This window comes from Cupriavidus sp. SHE (assembly GCF_000812445.1).
Classification (GTDB): domain Bacteria; phylum Pseudomonadota; class Gammaproteobacteria; order Burkholderiales; family Burkholderiaceae; genus Cupriavidus; species Cupriavidus metallidurans.
This window is the reverse complement of the sequence record NZ_JWMB01000027.1, coordinates 79,843-96,460: the sequence shown is the minus strand read 5'-3', so window position 1 is coordinate 96,460 and position 16,618 is coordinate 79,843. Positions and strand designations below refer to the sequence as shown.

Sequence of the window (16,618 nt, the reverse complement as noted above, 5' to 3'; positions counted from 1 at the left end):
CAGCATGGCTGTGGCGATGGTGCTGCCACTGATCGGACAGGCACAGACATTTCCGACGAAACCCGTCCGGCTGGTGGTGCCGCAGGCCGGCGGCACGGGGAATGACGTACTGGCGCGCGCGCTGGCCGAGAAGCTCGGCCAGGCGTGGAAGCAACCGGTGGTCGTGGAGAACAAGCCGGGCGCGAATGGGACGCTGGCGATTTCCTACGTACTGGGGCAGCCGGCCGATGGATACACGCTGTTCTTCGCGGGTGTTTCCAACCTCAGCTTCAACCCGTACCTCTATCCCAAGCTGCCCTATCAGCCGGCCAAGGACCTGACCGGCGTGGCAATGCTGGCGAACTCGCCATTCGTGTTCGTGGCATCGCCGTCGCTGCATGTTCAGACCTTGCAGGACTTCGTGCGCCTTGCCAAGGCGCGACCCGGCGAGATCAGCTTCGCGTCGGGCGGTATCGGCAACTCCACGCATCTGGCGATGGAGCTGGTGGCGGAGCGCACTGGCATCACGATGCAGCATGTGCCGTTCAATGGCACGGGTGGCTCGACGAGCCTGATGAACGGGCAGACGCCGGTGATGATGAACGTGGTGGCCGGCGTGCAACCGTTTATCGCGGGCAAGAAGCTGGTGCCGCTGGCGGTCACTGGCGATCGGCGACTGGCGGCATTGCCCTCGGTGCCTACCTTCAAGGAACTCGGCTATGACGTGCAGGTGCCGGGCTGGTATGCCATCGTCGCCCGCGCCGGCACGCCGCCAGCCGTGGTGCAGCAGATCAATGCCGATATCAACCACATCCAGGACGATCCGCAGTTCAAGGAGAAGCTGGGCTTCCAGTTCCTTGATGCGATCAAGGGCCCGCCTTCGGAGGTGGAGCGCTACATGAAGCGCGACGCCGACGCCTGGGGCCCCGTCATCCGCCGTCTCAACATTTCTCTCTGATTACCCTGACCGCTCTGATAAGAAGACCATGCCACATCTGACCAAAGCCGTGCATGACTATCGCCTGGCCGCGATGCATCGCCTGATGGACCGCCTGCGCGTGGATGCGCTGGTATTCGGCTCGCCGGACTTTTTCCAGTACGCGACCAATTTCCAGCTCGACGTGTGGCCATGGGAGCGCCCCGTGTTCGTCGTCGTGCCGCGCAACGGCGAGACGTTCGCCGTGATGAACGAGCTATCGACCAACCACATGCGGTTTGCCACGGAGAAGGGCACGGTATGGCTCTCGGACGTGACGTACTACGCCGAGCACCCCCGTGTGGCCAACCGGCTGGCGCTGCCGTCGCAGTTGCCTGAAGTCGTGGCCGCATTGCTGGCCACGAAGGGCCTCGGGATGTCGCGCATCGCCGTCGACGTTCAGCATCCGATCCTGACCGGCGCGCAGCGCTATCTTCCCGAGATGACGTTGCGTCCGGCAATGGCCGAGATGCGCAGCCTGCGCTGGGTCAAGCACGCCGAGGAACTGCAGATCATGCGTGACCTCGCGGCCTTGACGGACTGGGTTCAGGACCGCTACCGCGAGAACATTCGTCCCGGCCGGCTGGTGCAGGAGCTCGATCACGCCATGGCGGCGTTGATGGTGGAAGAGGCTGCGCGCCGCTTCGCAGGAGAGGACTTCGAGATCATGAAATGCTGGACGCTCACCGGCCCCGCTTCGGCGTCCCCGCATGGCGACGGCGCGGCGTGCGGCTCGCGCATTGCGAAGGGCGACACCATCGTCAACCTTGTATTGCCGAGATTGAACGGCCTCTATGTGGAGAACGAGCGCACATGGTTCTGCGGTCAGCCCAGCGATGAGCAGGCTAGGTTTTATAGCGTTGCGGCGCGGGCCACGGATGCCGCCGTGGCCGAGGCAGTGGTGGGGCGACGTGTCTGCGACATGGATGCCGCCGCGCAGGCGGTGATCGAAAGCGGGGGGTGTGGCGATTACGTGTTCCACCGGACGGGCCATGCCGTGGGCCTGATGCTGCACGAGTATCCCGAGGATATGGCGTTCAACACCCGGCCGCTGCTCGCCGGCGAAGTCTATTCGTCCGAGCCGGGACTGTATGTGTACGGCCTGGGTGGCTTCCGTCTGGACGATACCGTCGTCGTTGGCGAGGTGCCGGAAGTCATCGTCAAAACGCCGAAGACGCTGAGCTACGCCACTGTGAGCCTGTAATGGGCGTGGGCGCTGGCCAGGCGGCCCGGTCAGTGCCCTTCTGCACGCGATGCCGACCGCGGTTACACTACGCAACTTCAACCCATCACCGAGGTATTCGTCCCATGCGCCATTGATGCCGCCGTCTGCATGACGGCTAGTCTCCACTGGTTCCCCACGAGCAGGGGGAGGTACTGGCATCTCTGGAATACGCATGACGAATCCTTACATCGCGCTGGAAGGCGTGTCGTTTGTCCTGCCGGACGGCAGAACACTTTTCTCCGATCTCGACGAGCAGTTTGACCAGCAGCCCACCGGGCTGGTCGGGCGCAATGGCGCTGGCAAGACCGTGCTGGCGCGGATTCTGGCCGGGCAGTTGCCGCCGGCCACGGGGCGTTGTGTGCGCTCTGGCAGCGTGTGCTACCTGGCCCAGCAGGTGACGCCCGCCCCGGAGGCTTGCGTGGCCTCTCTGGCAGGCGTGCAGGATGCGCTTGACGCGCTCGCGCGTATCGAAGCCGGCAGCATCGCCACTGAGGACTTCAATGTACTGGGTGACCGATGGGATATCGGTCAGCGGCTGCGGCAGGAACTGGAGCGCAACGGTCTCGGTCATCTGGACGCGGCGACACCAGCCAGCGCGCTGAGTGGCGGCGAAGCGATGCGCGTCGCGCTGATTGGCGCATGGTTGTCGGAGGCTGACTTCCTGATCCTGGACGAGCCGAGCAACCACCTGGACCGGGCCGGCCGGCAGGCGTTGATCGAGCAACTGCGACGTTGGCCGCGCGGGCTGATCGTCGTCAGTCACGACCGGCAGTTGCTGGCGTCGATGGCGCGCATCGCCGAGCTTTCCGCGCTGGGGCTGCGCAGCTATGGTGGCGATTATTCGTTCTATGCCAGCAGCAAAGCCCACGACCGGCGCAATGCGCTCGATCAGCTCGAGCAGAGCAAGCGCGAACGCAAGCGCAAGGAGCAGGCCATGCGCGAGCAGACCGAGCGGCAGGCCAGGCGCAAGGCGCGCGGCGACCGGCACGGCCAGGACGGCAATCAGGCAAAGATCCTGCTCGATCGGCAGAAGGCGCGTAGCGAGACGTCAGCGGGCAAGCTGCGCCAGCAGCAGGTCGCGGCCCGGGAGCAACTCGACGAACGTGTGCGGGAGGCCGCGCGACAGGTGGAAATCGACGCGCCAATCGTTTTCGCCGCGACGCCAGTGGGCGCTGGCACGCAGCGTTTGGCCGAACTGGATGCCGTAGCGTTGCCATTCGTGCCGGCCGCCACGCGCGATATCAGCCTGACGCTGACCCGGCAACAACGCGTGGGCGTCATCGGGCCGAAGGGATGTGGCAAGTCCACGCTGCTCAAGGTGCTGGCCGGCCAACTACAGCCATTGGCAGGCACATTCAAGGTTGCGGCGGCTTGCGTCTATCTCGACCAGCGGCTGGCCGATCTGGACCCGGCGCTCACGGTGCTCGAACACATGCATATCGCCAATCGAATTGCGCCGGAAGCCGACCTGCGCACGCGACTGGCGCAACTTGGTCTGGACGCACGCAAGATCATGGCGCCAAGTGGCGCGCTCAGCGGCGGAGAGCGCCTGAAGGCGGCGCTGGCCTGCGTGCTCTACGCGGATCCCGCACCGCAGCTGCTGTTGCTGGACGAGCCCGGCAATCACCTTGATCTTCCTTCGCTGGAATCGCTGGAAAGCATGCTGCGCGGTTACCAGGGCGCGCTGATCGTCGTGTCGCACGACGATGGGTTCATGGAAAACCTCGGCCTGACGGATCGTCTGCTGGCAACCGGTCAAGGTTGGCGTCTCGAGCCCTGGTGAGGCAGGTGGCGTTGGGGATGGGCGGCCATGACGACTGCCCATCGCCTGCACCGTGAAGGCACCGTGCCTTAGCGCCGGTCCACGTCGAGCACTGCCTGCGCGAACGCGGCGGGCGCTTCCTGCGGCAGGTTATGGCCGATCCCGCCGGTCACGTTGCGGTGTTCGTACCGTCCCGTGAATTTGCTGGCATAGGCGCTTGGCTCGGGATGCGGCGCACCGTTGGCGTCGCCTTCCATGGTGATGGTGGGCACGCTGATGGTGGGCGCGGTGGCGAGCCGTTTCTCGATATCGTCGAACCGGGCTTCTCCGGTGGCCAGCCCTTGCCGCCAGCGATAGTTGTGCACCGTGATGTCGACATGGTCGGGGTTGTCGAACGCGGCGGCGCTGCGTTCGAACGTGGCGTCATCGAAATCCCACTTCGGTGATGCCAGTTTCCAGATGAGCTTGGCGAACTGGTGGGTGTACTTCTGATAGCCGGCGCGGCCACGGTCCGTGGCGAAGTAGAACTGGTACCACCACTGAAGCTCCGCCTCGGGCGGCAGGGGCACCTTGCCGCCGGCCTGGCTGCCGATCAGGTACCCGCTGACCGATACCAGTCCCCGGCAGCGGTCTGGCCACAGCGCGGCCATGATGTCGGCGGTGCGAGCGCCCCAGTCGAAGCCGGCCACCACGGCGTTCTGGATGCCGAGCGCATCCAGCAGCGCGATCATGTCGGCGGCAATCGCCGAGGGCTGACCATTTCGCATGGTGTCGGATGACAGAAAGCTGGTGGAGCCGTAGCCGCGCAGGTAGGGAATGATCACGCGATAGCCGCGCGCCGCCAGTAGCGGCGCCACGTCGACGAAGCTGTAGATGTCGTACGGCCAGCCGTGCAGCAACAGCGCGACGGGTCCGTTGGTCGGGCCGGCCTCCGCATAGCCGACGTTCAACACGCCGGCCTTGATCTGCTTGATCGGCGCAAAGGTCGTATGAGTGCCCGGCCGGGGCAGTGGCTGGGGCAGTGGCGTTGCCTTCGACTGGCTGGTCTGGGCCCGGGCCGTCTGCGCCCCCCCGAATTGCGCCGCGGCCAGCGTCGCCGCCACAACTCCCATAAAGCCCCGTCGAGGCAAATTGACGATCTCCGGCATCTCTCGCTCCTGTGTGTGTGATCAACCTGTGCATGACTCTACGTGGCGCAAGTAACCGGCATGTAGCGGCGGGCGGGGGGATTTGTATCGCAATGTATATGCCCCGGGGATTCCGGACAGACCGATACACGCCTGCACCAGCTACGGCGTCCACGGCGGCCACGGCGGGCCGACCGGGGGAGATGGGCAAAACGGTCGCACTTGTCATCGTCAATCTTGGTGATGCGCCCCCGGCCGTTGCCACGTACGCTCGCCGGCACAAAACAAGACAACAGCCGGAAGGGAAGATCGAGCCATGACAAAGACCAGGAGATTCGCCGCAGCCACGCTATTCGGCATCCTTGCCGTGACCATCGCCGCGTGCGGGGGCGGCGGCGACGCAGCGGGGACGGGCAGCGCCACCGACGCCACGCCCGCCGCATCGTGCACGGTTGCCAAGCCGCAGTGCACGGTGTCGAGTTCCCCCGCGACTTCGGCGGACAACCCGGTGCCGGCGGGGACGAACGTTGTACTGACCGCGAAATGCGATACCTCTGTGACGCAGGCGGACTGGTTCACGAACGCCAAGACCTTCGCGAGTGGCATGAACGTCACGGTGAATCCCAGCGCGACCACCAGCTATGGCTTCACCTACAAGAATTGCGCCGGTGGCGACGCGACGGGCCTGTGGGTGTATGTCGGCAGTGGGTCGAGCAGTGGAGGCAGTGCGGGAACGTCGACCGGCACGGGCGGAAGCGCCACGGTCGACAGCGGCGCGTCCGGGTCTGGCGGCCTCAAGTCCGGCGTCAGTGCAATGAACTGCGTGCGGATGGGCCACAACGCATCGGGTAGCACGACGATCACCAATACGTGCGGCGGGACGATTTCCTATACGTTCTGCAACCTCTACGCCGCTCCGGCCGGCGACACGGGTACGCTGTTCGTTTGCAAGGGCCAGCGCGCCACCTACAGCCCGAGCGGCTACGTTTACGAGCAGGGCTCCGATGGCCTGGGCGCCGGCAACACCCAGGTCATCCTGGGGACCCGCGTCAACAATCAGGTCACGTGGGTCATCGCCTGCGCAACCGGGCTGCCCCACATCACGAATTTCGACACGAGCACCATCGGCCCGAACTCGAAGGCCACGGGGATCTGCGTGCTCTGAATCGGATCGAGAGTGTTTTTCAATACAGACAGCACGGAAGGGGAAATATGAAGCTCACGCCCATTGCGCTTTGCATCGCGGTGCTTGCCTTGTCGGCATGCGGTGGTGGTGGCGATTCTTCAACGGGGGGGACCACGACCACGACTACGCCACCGGGCACCACCGCGCCCACCAAGCAGGTCGTCAGCGGCGTTGCGGCGACCGGCGCAGCGATGCAAGGCGCCACGGTGACGCTGACGGACGCCTCGGGCAAGTCGGCAAGCTGCCCGGCCGACGCCACCACTGGCTCGTTCCAGTGCGATGTGACCGGCCTGACCGCACCGTTCGTGCTGGCCGCCATGGGCAACGTAGCCGACTCGCAGGCCACGCTGATCAGCCTGAGCGCCACGGCTGGCACCCAGACGATCAACATCACGCCGCTCACCAACGCGATTGCGGCGACGATCATCGGCGACAACCCGACCAAGTTGCTGGCCGATACCAGTCTCCTGCAGTCCAAGGTCACGGCATCGTCGATCAGCACCACGGTGAAGGCGTACTCGGATGCGCTGGCCGCTCTGCTGGCCGCCACCGGCAACACCGGCGTGGATCTGATCTCCGGTCCGCTGACGGCCGGTGCGCCCGGGCTGGACCGTCTGCTCGATCAGGTGAAGGTCAACGTGCTGCCCAATGGCGGCGTGCAACTGACATCGGTGGCGGGCGCATCGAGCGATACGCCGACAATGCTCCAGCTTGCGCCCGGTGTTGCCCCGACGGCGGCCGACACGGCAAGCCTGCCAAGCGTGGCCACGATTGGCGGCGCACCGGTTTCGAGCCTGCCCAGCGCCAGCGATCTTGCCGGGCTGCAGGCGGCGTTCAACCAGTGCTTCGCGGCGTCGACGACAGCTTCTGCCCGGTTGAGCGGAAGCGTGGCCGCCTGTGCGCAGATCATCGTCGACGATGTCACGCCGGGCGCGCTGATGGCGGGCGTGCCCAGCAGCTACCTTAGCAACGGCGCGAATGCCGAGCAGGACCTGGGCTCCAGTATCGTTGGGGACGACGGCATGACTGGCGCTGTCTTCAGCTTGCCGGAGATCATCCGGGTCCAGGCGGCCGACAAGGTCTGGATCAAGGTGTCCTGGACACGCGCCGACGGCATCCGCGATGGCATGCAGCAGATCGCCCAGATCGCGTTGCAGCCGTCGGCTCGGGCGACCAGCGACAATGGCTGGCGTCTGGTCGGCAACCAGCGTCATGTGCTGAGCAAGGTCACGGGCAATGCGCAGCGCTGGGACTGGTTGAACGCCCCCAAAGCGACCACCGGCACCAATGCCTTCGTCAGTTCGCTGAGTTTGCAGGTAGGTATCACGGACGACCAGAACGTGCCGGTCGATTTCGCCGTGGTGACAGGCCCGGGGCTGCGTGCAGGGGTGCTGCTCAAGCCGAGCACCGGTGCGTGCGACACGCTCAATATCCACGCGCAGCTTGCGCCGGGTGACATGCAAGGTGTGGACGCCAGCGCGATTCCGGGCAAGTACTCGAGCAAGCTGAACAGCTGCCGCAACAGCTACCGTCTGGCCGGCGTTGCCCAGGATCCGGCCGCGCAGGCGCAGTTCAAATGGCCGGGCAGCAATGCCGCGTTTTCGAATCCGCAGTTGAGCGCCACGGAACTCGCGAACGTGGTGCCGTTCGGTGTCTACACCTTCGCGATCTACCAGAAAGGCAATGCGGCGGCGCCGGTCTACACTTACGCGGTGCGTTTGCGTACACCGCCACCATCGCCGGATGCGCTGCGCCAGTATGCGTGGCAGGACGTCAGCAAGACCGCGCGTGATGCCCTGACGCCGGGCTCGGGATCGGAGTTCGCTGGCGGGGCCACATTCCCGATGAGCTGGACCTCTGCATCGGGTGTGCCGTTCGTGAAAAAGACCAACGTACAGATTCGATCAACCATCGGTGGCGCCCCGCAGGTATTCGTAAGCGGCAATGCGCGTGCCAAGCCGGCGGCCGCCAATACGGTGGTCAACGTGTTGGTGCCGGGCGATCAGGGGGCCGCGTTTCCGGCGGTTGCCGGGGCGACTGGCACGAGCGATATGTCGTTCGCGAACCTTAGCTGGTCTGACACGTTCGATCTGAGTTTCAGTACCAGCGTGGAGTACGACCACTAAGTACGACCACCAGGCCGATCCCGGCGCGCCAGTCGCCGGCCACGGACCCCGCGTCTCGCAGTCGAGGCGCGGGGTTTCTTGCGTCGGCAGTCCGGGCATTTCCATGCCCGGCTTTACCCCACGCGAGGAGCGAATACCAATAGCCCGGCATTTGCGATAATGCTGGCAATTGTCTAATCATGTATAGGTGCGCGAATCGATCAACGCTTCGCGCTTTATCCTTGCCCGGAGCTGGAGAACCCCAAGAATGCCGCGTCAAACGCCTGAGCTGACGATGGACAGCAGTGCCGAGGACGCGCCAATGCCGCTCTATCTGCGCCTGAAGCAGATGATCACCCGACAGATCGATACGGGCGCGTGGCCGGCGCATCATCGTGTGCCGTCCGAAAACGAACTGGTGGAACAGTTCGGCGCCAGCCGGATGACGATCAACCGCGCGTTGCGCGAACTCACCGCCGAGGGCCGGCTCGTGCGAATGCAGGGCGTGGGCACATTCGTGGCGGAGCCGAAGATGCAGTCTTCGCTGCTCGAGGTCAACAACATCGCGGACGAGATCGCGGAGCGCGGGCATCGTCATCATTCCGAGGTGATCCTGGTGCGCGAGGAGCCCGCCGGCCCCGAGCGCGCGGTGGCGATGGATCTGCGCGAAGGCGAGAAGATCTTCCATTCCATCATCGTTCACTACCAGGACAACGTGCCGGTGCAGATCGAGGATCGCTACGTCAATCCGGGCCTCGCTCCCGACTACCTGAAGCAGGACTTCAGCGTCGACACGCCGAATGCCTATCTGCAAAGCCTTGCTCCCCTGACGGCAGGCGAGCATATCGTCGAGGCCGTTGTTGCTACCGCCGACGAGGCAAAGCTCCTGCAGATTCCGCGCGCCGAACCATGCCTGCTGATCCGGCGCCGCACGTGGTCGGGCAAGCGCGTCGTGACGTTCGCCCGCCTGCTGCATCCGGGGTCGCGTCACCGCCTGGAAGGGCGGTTCGGCCCCGGCGCCTGACGCCCCCCCTTCGTTTTTTCCTTGCTCCGCTGAGCCCCTGACCTTGCCGTGCCACTGTGCGGCAAGGTCCACTCCCGTTCCCTCCCGTCCCCTTTGCCGCGCTATCTGCTCCCCCTGAAAACGGGGTAAACCCCAGTACAAATCAACTTGTCTATACAATACTGTACAACCACATCGGATGGCGCTGTGGCGTCATCGCCGTCGTGAACAAACCGTGGATGAGGAACAACCGTGAGCACCCCCAATCGTTACCGTGACGTAGAGATCCGCGCGCGGCGTGGCAATCAGCTTCAGGCCAAGAGCTGGCTGACCGAGGCGCCGCTGCGCATGCTGATGAACAACCTCGACCCGGAAGTGGCGGAGAACCCCAAGGAGTTGGTGGTCTATGGCGGCATCGGCCGCGCCGCGCGCAACTGGGAGTGCTACGACAAGATCGTCGAGTCGCTTGTGACGCTGGGCGACGACGAAACACTGCTGGTGCAGTCGGGCAAGCCGGTGGGCGTGTTCAAGACGCATGCCGATGCGCCGCGCGTGCTGATCGCCAACTCCAACCTGGTGCCGCACTGGGCTAGCTGGGAGCACTTCAACGAGCTGGATGCCAAGGGTCTGGCGATGTACGGTCAGATGACGGCAGGTTCCTGGATCTATATCGGCAGCCAGGGCATCGTGCAGGGCACCTACGAGACCTTCGTCGAGGCTGGCCGCCAGCACTATGACGGCAACCTGACCGGACGCTGGGTGCTGACCGCGGGCCTGGGCGGCATGGGCGGTGCCCAGCCGCTGGCCGCGACGCTGGCCGGCGCATGCTCGCTGAACATCGAATGCCAGCAAAGCCGTATCGACTTCCGTCTGCGTACGCGCTACGTCGACGAGCAAGCCACGGATCTGGACGACGCGCTGGCCCGTATCGCGAAGTACACCGCGGAAGGCAAGGCCATTTCCATCGCGCTGTGCGGCAATGCCGCCGAGATTCTGCCGGAACTCGTGCGTCGCGGCGTGCGCCCGGACATGGTGACCGACCAGACCAGCGCCCACGATCCGCTCAATGGTTACCTGCCGATCGGCTGGACCTGGGACAAGTACCGCGACCTCGCGCAGACGAAGCCGGCCGAGGTGGTGAAGGCCGCCAAGCAGTCGATGGCCAAGCACGTCGAGGCGATGCTGGCCTTCCAGAGGATGGGCGTGCCCACCTTCGACTACGGCAACAACATCCGCCAGATGGCCAAGGAAGAGGGCGTGTCGAACGCCTTCGATTTCCCGGGCTTCGTGCCGGCCTATATCCGTCCGCTGTTTTGCCGCGGCATTGGCCCGTTCCGCTGGGCCGCGTTGTCCGGTGATCCGCAGGACATCTACAAGACCGATGCCAAGGTCAAGGAACTGATCCCCGACGACGCGCACCTGCACCGCTGGCTGGACATGGCGAAGGAGCGCATCAGCTTCCAGGGCCTGCCGGCGCGGATCTGCTGGGTTGGCCTGGGCCTGCGTGCCAAGCTGGGCCTGGCCTTCAACGAAATGGTGCGTTCGGGCGAACTGTCCGCGCCCGTGGTGATCGGCCGTGACCATCTGGACTCGGGCTCGGTGTCGAGCCCGAACCGCGAAACCGAATCCATGAAGGACGGCTCGGACGCCGTGTCTGACTGGCCGCTGCTCAACGCGCTGCTGAATACCGCCAGTGGCGCAACCTGGGTGTCGCTGCACCACGGCGGCGGCGTTGGCATGGGCTTCTCCCAGCACTCTGGCGTGGTGATTGTCTGCGATGGCACCGATGCCGCCGCCGCCCGTATCGCCCGCGTGCTGAACAACGATCCGGCGACCGGCGTGATGCGCCACGCCGATGCCGGCTACGAGATCGCCATCGATTGCGCCCGCGAAAACGGCCTGAACCTGCCGATGCTCGGCACCTCCAAGTAACTCCGGATTTGAACCATGTCGTACCAAGAAAATCAGCCAGTCTTCGCCCTGCATCTGCAACCCGGTGAGCTCACGCTCGCGCAACTGCGTGCCGTGCATCAGCAGCCCGTCAAGATCACGCTCGACGAGCGCGCCTTCCCCGCCATCGACCGCAGCGTGGCGTGCGTCGAAAACATCATCGCCGAGGGCCGCACGGCCTACGGCATCAACACCGGCTTCGGCCTGCTGGCGCAGACCCGCATTGCCCGCGAGGACCTGGAGAACCTGCAGCGTTCGCTGGTGCTTTCCCACGCGGCAGGCGTGGGCGAGCCGATCGACGACGCGCTGGTGCGCCTGATCATGGTGCTCAAGATCAACAGCCTGGCGCGTGGCCTGTCTGGCATCCGCCGCAAGGTGATCAACGCGCTGATCGCGCTGGTGAACGCCGAGGTGTACCCGTGCATCCCGTTGAAGGGCTCCGTCGGCGCGTCGGGCGATCTGGCGCCGCTGGCCCATATGTCGTTGCTGCTGCTGGGCGAAGGCCGGGCACGCCATCGCGGCGAATGGCTGTCCGCTCGCGAAGCGCTGGCCATTGCCGATTTGCAGCCGCTCACGCTCGCCGCCAAGGAAGGGCTGGCGCTGCTGAACGGCACGCAGGTTTCCACCGCGTATGCGCTGCAGGGCTTGTTCCAGGCGGAAGACCTGTACGCGGCGGCCAGCGTGTGCGGCGCGCTGACCGTCGAGGCAACGCTCGGCTCGCGCGCTCCGTTCGATCCGCGCATTCACGCTGCCCGTGGCCAGCGCGGCCAGATCGACGCGGCGGCGGTCTATCGTCACCTGCTGGGGGAGACCAGCCAGCTCGGCCAATCGCACGCGCATTGCGACAAGGTGCAGGACCCGTACTCGCTGCGCTGCCAGCCCCAGGTCATGGGCGCCTGCCTGACGCAGATCCGCAATGCCGCGGATGTGCTGGGCGTCGAAGCGAACTCGGTTTCCGACAATCCGCTGGTATTCGCGCAGGAAGGCGATATCATCTCGGGCGGCAATTTCCACGCGGAACCGGTGGCAATGGCCGCGGACAACCTCGCGCTGGCCCTGGCCGAGATCGGCTCGCTCTCCGAGCGGCGTGTGTCGCTGATGATGGACCAGCACCTGTCGCAGTTGCCGCCGTTCCTGGTCGCCAATGGCGGCGTGAACTCCGGCTTCATGATCGCGCAGGTCACGGCCGCCGCGCTGGCATCGGACAACAAGGCGCTTGCGCATCCGGCCAGTGTCGATAGCCTGCCTACCTCGGCGAACCAGGAAGACCATGTGTCGATGGCACCCAACGCTGGCAAGCGTCTCTGGGAGATGGCCAGCAACGTCAAGGGCATCGTGGCGATCGAATGGCTGGCGGCCTGCCAGGGCATGGACTTCCGTGAAGGCGGCAAGACCACCGAAGCGCTGGAGCGCGCGCGCGGCCTGCTGCGTCAGTCGGTGCCGTTCTACGACAAGGACCGGTACTTCGCGCCGGATATCGAAGACGCCAGCGTGCTGATCGCCGAGCGTCACCTGACGGCCCTGCTGCCTGCAGGCATCCTGCCGAGCGTCTGACGGACGCTTGCGCCGGCGCCAAGCGGGCGAAGATCCGCGCGCCATGGGCCTTCGGTCCCAATCTAGACATCCTTCTGGAGACAGCTTGAAAAACCTGCAACGCAATCTGAGCGCGCGGCATATCCGCTTTCTCGCGCTCGGCTCGGCCATCGGCACGGGCCTGTTCTACGGTTCGGCATCGGCGATCCAGCTGGCCGGCCCGGCCGTCATCCTGGCGTACATCGTGGGCGGCGCGGCGGTCTACATGGTCATGCGCGCGCTGGGCGAGATGGCCGTGCGCGAGCCGGTGACCGGCTCGTTCGGCCGCTACGCCAGCGAGTACCTGGGGCCGCTCGCGGGGTTTCTTACCGGATGGACCTACATCCTCGAGATGATCATCGTCTGTCTGGCGGACGTGACCGCATTCGGTATCTACATGGGATTCTGGTTCCCCGAAGTGCCGCAATGGATATGGGTGCTCGGCATCGTCATGCTGATCTGCGGGCTGAACCTGTGCAATGTGAAGGTGTTCGGTGAGCTTGAGTTCTGGCTGGCGCTGGTGAAGATCCTGGCCATTGCGGCGATGATCATCGGCGGCACGCTGATCCTGTTCCTCGGCGTGAAGATGAATGGCGAGCATTCGCCGGGCCTGACCAATCTGTGGGCGCATGGCGGCTTCCTGCCGCACGGCGCGGGAGGGTTGATCGCGTCTCTGGCGGTGGTGATGTTTGCCTACGGCGGCATCGAGATCATCGGCATCACTGGCGGTGAAGCCCAGAATCCGGAGAAGGTGATTCCGCGCGCGATCAACGCCGTGCCGGCCCGCATCCTGCTGTTCTACGTGCTGACGATGACCGTGCTGATGGCGATCTTCCCGTGGACCGGCATCGGTAGCCAGGGCAGCCCGTTCGTGCAGATCTTCTCCGGGCTGGGGATCAAGTCGGCAGCGGCGGTGCTCAACCTGATCGTCATCTCGGCCGCCATCTCGGCAATCAACAGCAATATCTTTGGTGCTGGCCGCATGATGTACGGCATGGCGGAGCAGGGCCAGGCGCCGCGCCTGTTCGCCACTACCTCGCGTCATGGCGTGCCCTGGGTGACGGTGCTGGCGATGGCCGCTGCCTTGCTCGGCGGTGTGGTGCTGAACTACCTGATCCCCGAACAGGTGTTCGTGATCATTGCGTCGATCGCGACCTTCGCCACCGTGTGGGTCTGGCTGATGATCCTGCTGTCGCAGGTTGCCATGCGACGCCGCCTGTCGGCCGAAGAGGTCCGCGCCCTCAAGTTCAAGGTACCGCTGTGGCCGGTCGGTCCGGCGCTGGCGATCGCCTTCATGCTATTCGTGATCGGCGTGCTGGGGTATGTCGAGGACACGCGCGTGGCACTGTACGTTGGCGCGGGCTGGGTCGTGCTGCTGTCGCTGGCCTGGTTCCTGCGGGCCAAGCCGAAGGCGGACGCGCTGCTCGCCCGGGAAACCCGTGTTTCGTGAAACGGACGCGTGGCAAATGACGGCATTGACGCAAGCCGAGGCCCCTGATGCGGTCTGGCAGGGGCGCGCCGATACCGGCGAGCGCGGGGATACGCGGCGGCTGTTCAATATCGTCCAGCCGCTGGCCGTAGCGGCTACCGACGATCTGGCCGGCGCTGCCGTGCTGGTTGGCTTCGCGTGCGACGCAGGCGTCAGGCGTAACCAAGGCCGTGTTGGTGCGGCCGATGGCCCGCGCGGCATTCGACGCGCCCTGGCCAGCCTGCCGGTTCATGACGTGGCCGCGCTCTACGATGCAGGCGACGTACGCTGCGAGGGCGACGCGCTCGAAGATGCGCAGCGGGCGCTTGGTGAAGTCGTCAGGGCGCAACTGGACCGTGGCGCGCTGCCCATCGTGCTCGGTGGCGGGCACGAAGTGGCCTGGGGCACCTGGCAGGGCCTCAGGGCACATCTGGATGCGGCGGGCGACGCGGGCCGCGTCCTGATCCTCAACCTCGATGCGCATTTCGATTTGCGGACTGCGCGGCCCGGCAGTTCCGGCACGCCGTTCGACCAGATTGCGGAGGCGTGCCGTGCCGCAGGGCAGCCGTTTGACTATGCGTGTCTCGGCGTCAGCCGGCTCGGCAACACTGCATCGCTGTTTGCCCACGCGCAGGCGCTGGGCGTGCGCTACGTTGAAGACACGGAGATGCAGGAACGCCATCTCGACCACAGGCTGGCCGAGATCGACGCGATGCTGGCGCAGGCCGCGCATGTCTACCTGACGATCGATCTCGACGTCCTTCCGGCAGCCGTCATGCCCGGTGTCTCCGCGCCTGCGGCGTATGGCGTGCCGATCAGCGTGATCGAGGCCATCGTCACGCACGTGCGCGGTAGCGGCAAGCTGCGCGCAGCAGACCTTGCGGAGTTCAATCCGCAGTTCGACCGTGACGGCCAGAGCGCCCGCGTTGCCGCGCGGCTGGTGTATCGGCTGATCCGTTGATCCGTTGATCGGTTGCATGGCTGGCGTGTGCCGCGCCGAGTACCAGGCGTGGTGCGATGCTTGCGTCGCAAAGTCTGTGGAGCGCAGACAACATCGGTGAAACTTCTGTCCCTTCGTCGTGTCGGTTACTTCGTAACCGGCATCACGCCTCCCCTGATGAAGGACGCCGATGAATCTCCCTCTTCTTCTCGATCACCCCTGGTTTGGCACGTGGACGGCGGCCTTGGTTGCGGTCGTTGTCGTGCTGCTGGCACATCGCATCGGCAGCCTGCTGCTACTGCGGATCACGCGTTCCGCCCAGATACTCCATCCCATGGTCGTCAAGGTGCGGGTCCCGTCGAAGGCGGTTCTGCTGCTGCTCGCGTTGCAGACTGTCTGGCAGGCCGCCCCGGACGAACTGCGCTGGATCGACAATGTGCGGCATGTCAATGGCCTGCTGTTGATCGCCGCCATGACATGGCTCGTTGCGCGGGTCATTGCCGGCTTCGCGCAGGGCGTGCTGGACCGGCACCCCGTGGATGTCGAGGACAACATGAATGCCCGCCGCATCCATACCCAGACACGCGTGCTCTCGCGCATTGCGATGGCGTTGGTGGTGGTGATCGGGGCGGCGATGTTGCTGATGACGTTTCCCGGCGCGCGGCAGGTCGGCGCCAGCCTGCTGGCCTCGGCAGGTGTGGTCGGGCTGGTCGCCGGCCTGGCTGGCAAGACGGTGTTCAGCAATATGATCGCGGGGTTGCAGCTTGCCTTGACGCAGCCGATCCGGCTCGACGATGTGCTGATCGTCGAAGGCGAGTGGGGCCGAGTCGAGGAAATCACGGCGACGTACGTGGTGCTGCGGATCTGGGACGAGCGCCGCCTGATCATCCCGCTGCAGTACTTCATCGAAAAGCCATTTCAGAACTGGACCCGCAACAACTCCCAGCTATTGGGCTCGGTGTTCTTCCATGTCGACTACGGGATGCCGCTGGCGCCGCTGCGCAAGGAGCTGGAGCGCATCGTGAACAACGCGCCCCAGTGGGATCGGCGATTTTTCAACCTGGTGGTGACCGACGCAACGGAACGCACGATGCAGATTCGCGTGCTGTGCACCGCCGCATCCTCGGGTCTGGCGTGGGATCTTCGCTGCGTCGTGCGCGAGGGGCTGATCGACTTCATGCAGCGCGAATATCCGCAGTTTCTGCCGCGGATGCGCATTGATGGCGAGGCGGGACGAACGGGAGGCAATGGCGGGCAGGACTAGGTGCCTGCCACCGGTCGGTTCTCCGTATTGATGCCGTATTCCAGTTCGATCAGACGTTGAC

General features: G+C 65.2%; 12 protein-coding genes. 11 read left to right on the top strand and 1 reads right to left on the bottom strand.

Features of this window, described 5'->3' with window-relative positions:
• Positions 1–4: 4 nt before the first annotated feature.
• The 3 genes from RN01_RS15395 (at position 5) to RN01_RS15385 (ending at position 3,963) form a co-directional block, all read left to right on the top strand.
• Positions 5–937, top strand: a complete 933-nt coding sequence (locus RN01_RS15395) for a tripartite tricarboxylate transporter substrate binding protein (protein ID WP_223277367.1) — start codon at positions 5–7, stop codon at positions 935–937.
• 28 nt (positions 938–965) lie between these two features.
• Positions 966–2,159, top strand: a complete 1,194-nt coding sequence (locus RN01_RS15390) for a Xaa-Pro peptidase family protein (protein WP_017512286.1) — start codon at positions 966–968, stop codon at positions 2,157–2,159.
• A gap of 193 nt (positions 2,160–2,352) precedes the next feature.
• On the top strand, positions 2,353–3,963 hold the full coding sequence (locus tag RN01_RS15385; RefSeq protein WP_017512287.1) for an ABC-F family ATP-binding cassette domain-containing protein: 1,611 nt from the start codon (positions 2,353–2,355) through the stop codon (positions 3,961–3,963).
• Positions 3,964–4,031: 68 nt separating this feature from the next.
• On the opposite strand, the gene RN01_RS15380 is transcribed toward RN01_RS15385, so the two are convergent.
• The gene (locus RN01_RS15380) at positions 4,032–5,090 is read right to left on the bottom strand and encodes an alpha/beta fold hydrolase (protein ID WP_024570990.1); all 1,059 of its coding nucleotides are present in this window, start codon (positions 5,088–5,090) and stop codon (positions 4,032–4,034) included.
• A gap of 295 nt (positions 5,091–5,385) precedes the next feature.
• Here RN01_RS15380 and RN01_RS15375 point away from each other — a divergent pair, with 295 nt between their 5' ends.
• From RN01_RS15375 to RN01_RS15340, 8 genes are all read left to right on the top strand, one after another.
• A complete protein-coding gene (locus tag RN01_RS15375) occupies positions 5,386–6,234 on the top strand; it encodes a hypothetical protein (RefSeq protein WP_017512289.1) in 849 nt (282 codons plus the stop codon).
• A 47-nt stretch (positions 6,235–6,281) separates the two neighbouring features.
• Positions 6,282–8,381, top strand: a complete 2,100-nt coding sequence (locus RN01_RS15370; RefSeq protein WP_017512290.1) for a hypothetical protein — start codon at positions 6,282–6,284, stop codon at positions 8,379–8,381.
• Between the two features lie 247 nt (positions 8,382–8,628).
• The gene (gene hutC / locus RN01_RS15365) at positions 8,629–9,384 is read left to right on the top strand and encodes a histidine utilization repressor (RefSeq protein WP_008651975.1); all 756 of its coding nucleotides are present in this window, start codon (positions 8,629–8,631) and stop codon (positions 9,382–9,384) included.
• Between the two features lie 231 nt (positions 9,385–9,615).
• Positions 9,616–11,295 carry a urocanate hydratase gene (gene hutU, locus RN01_RS15360; RefSeq protein WP_017515466.1) on the top strand — a complete coding sequence of 560 codons (1,680 nt, stop codon included), beginning with the start codon at positions 9,616–9,618 and terminating at the stop codon, positions 11,293–11,295.
• Between the two features lie 15 nt (positions 11,296–11,310).
• Positions 11,311–12,867: a histidine ammonia-lyase gene (gene hutH, locus RN01_RS15355; RefSeq protein WP_008651972.1), complete on the top strand. Its 1,557-nt coding sequence runs from the start codon at positions 11,311–11,313 to the stop codon at positions 12,865–12,867.
• Positions 12,868–12,952: 85 nt separating this feature from the next.
• On the top strand, positions 12,953–14,335 hold the full coding sequence (locus tag RN01_RS15350) for an amino acid permease (protein ID WP_017514162.1): 1,383 nt from the start codon (positions 12,953–12,955) through the stop codon (positions 14,333–14,335).
• A gap of 16 nt (positions 14,336–14,351) precedes the next feature.
• Complete coding sequence (gene hutG, locus RN01_RS15345) at positions 14,352–15,314, top strand: formimidoylglutamase (RefSeq protein WP_017514163.1); 963 nt, start codon at positions 14,352–14,354, stop codon at positions 15,312–15,314.
• A 169-nt stretch (positions 15,315–15,483) separates the two neighbouring features.
• Positions 15,484–16,557 carry a mechanosensitive ion channel family protein gene (locus tag RN01_RS15340; RefSeq protein ID WP_017514164.1) on the top strand — a complete coding sequence of 358 codons (1,074 nt, stop codon included), beginning with the start codon at positions 15,484–15,486 and terminating at the stop codon, positions 16,555–16,557.
• The last annotated feature ends 61 nt before the right edge of the window (positions 16,558–16,618 follow it).

Coding starts and splice junctions, on each gene's coding strand:
- RN01_RS15395 (WP_223277367.1), top strand. CDS start 5: ATGGCTGTGGCGATGGTGCTGCCACTGATCGGACAGGCACAGACATTT.
- RN01_RS15390 (WP_017512286.1), top strand. CDS start 966: ATGCCACATCTGACCAAAGCCGTGCATGACTATCGCCTGGCCGCGATG.
- RN01_RS15385 (WP_017512287.1), top strand. CDS start 2,353: ATGACGAATCCTTACATCGCGCTGGAAGGCGTGTCGTTTGTCCTGCCG.
- RN01_RS15380 (WP_024570990.1), bottom strand. CDS start 5,090: ATGCCGGAGATCGTCAATTTGCCTCGACGGGGCTTTATGGGAGTTGTG.
- RN01_RS15375 (WP_017512289.1), top strand. CDS start 5,386: ATGACAAAGACCAGGAGATTCGCCGCAGCCACGCTATTCGGCATCCTT.
- RN01_RS15370 (WP_017512290.1), top strand. CDS start 6,282: ATGAAGCTCACGCCCATTGCGCTTTGCATCGCGGTGCTTGCCTTGTCG.
- hutC (WP_008651975.1), top strand. CDS start 8,629: ATGCCGCGTCAAACGCCTGAGCTGACGATGGACAGCAGTGCCGAGGAC.
- hutH (WP_008651972.1), top strand. CDS start 11,311: ATGTCGTACCAAGAAAATCAGCCAGTCTTCGCCCTGCATCTGCAACCC.
- hutG (WP_017514163.1), top strand. CDS start 14,352: ATGACGGCATTGACGCAAGCCGAGGCCCCTGATGCGGTCTGGCAGGGG.
- RN01_RS15340 (WP_017514164.1), top strand. CDS start 15,484: ATGAATCTCCCTCTTCTTCTCGATCACCCCTGGTTTGGCACGTGGACG.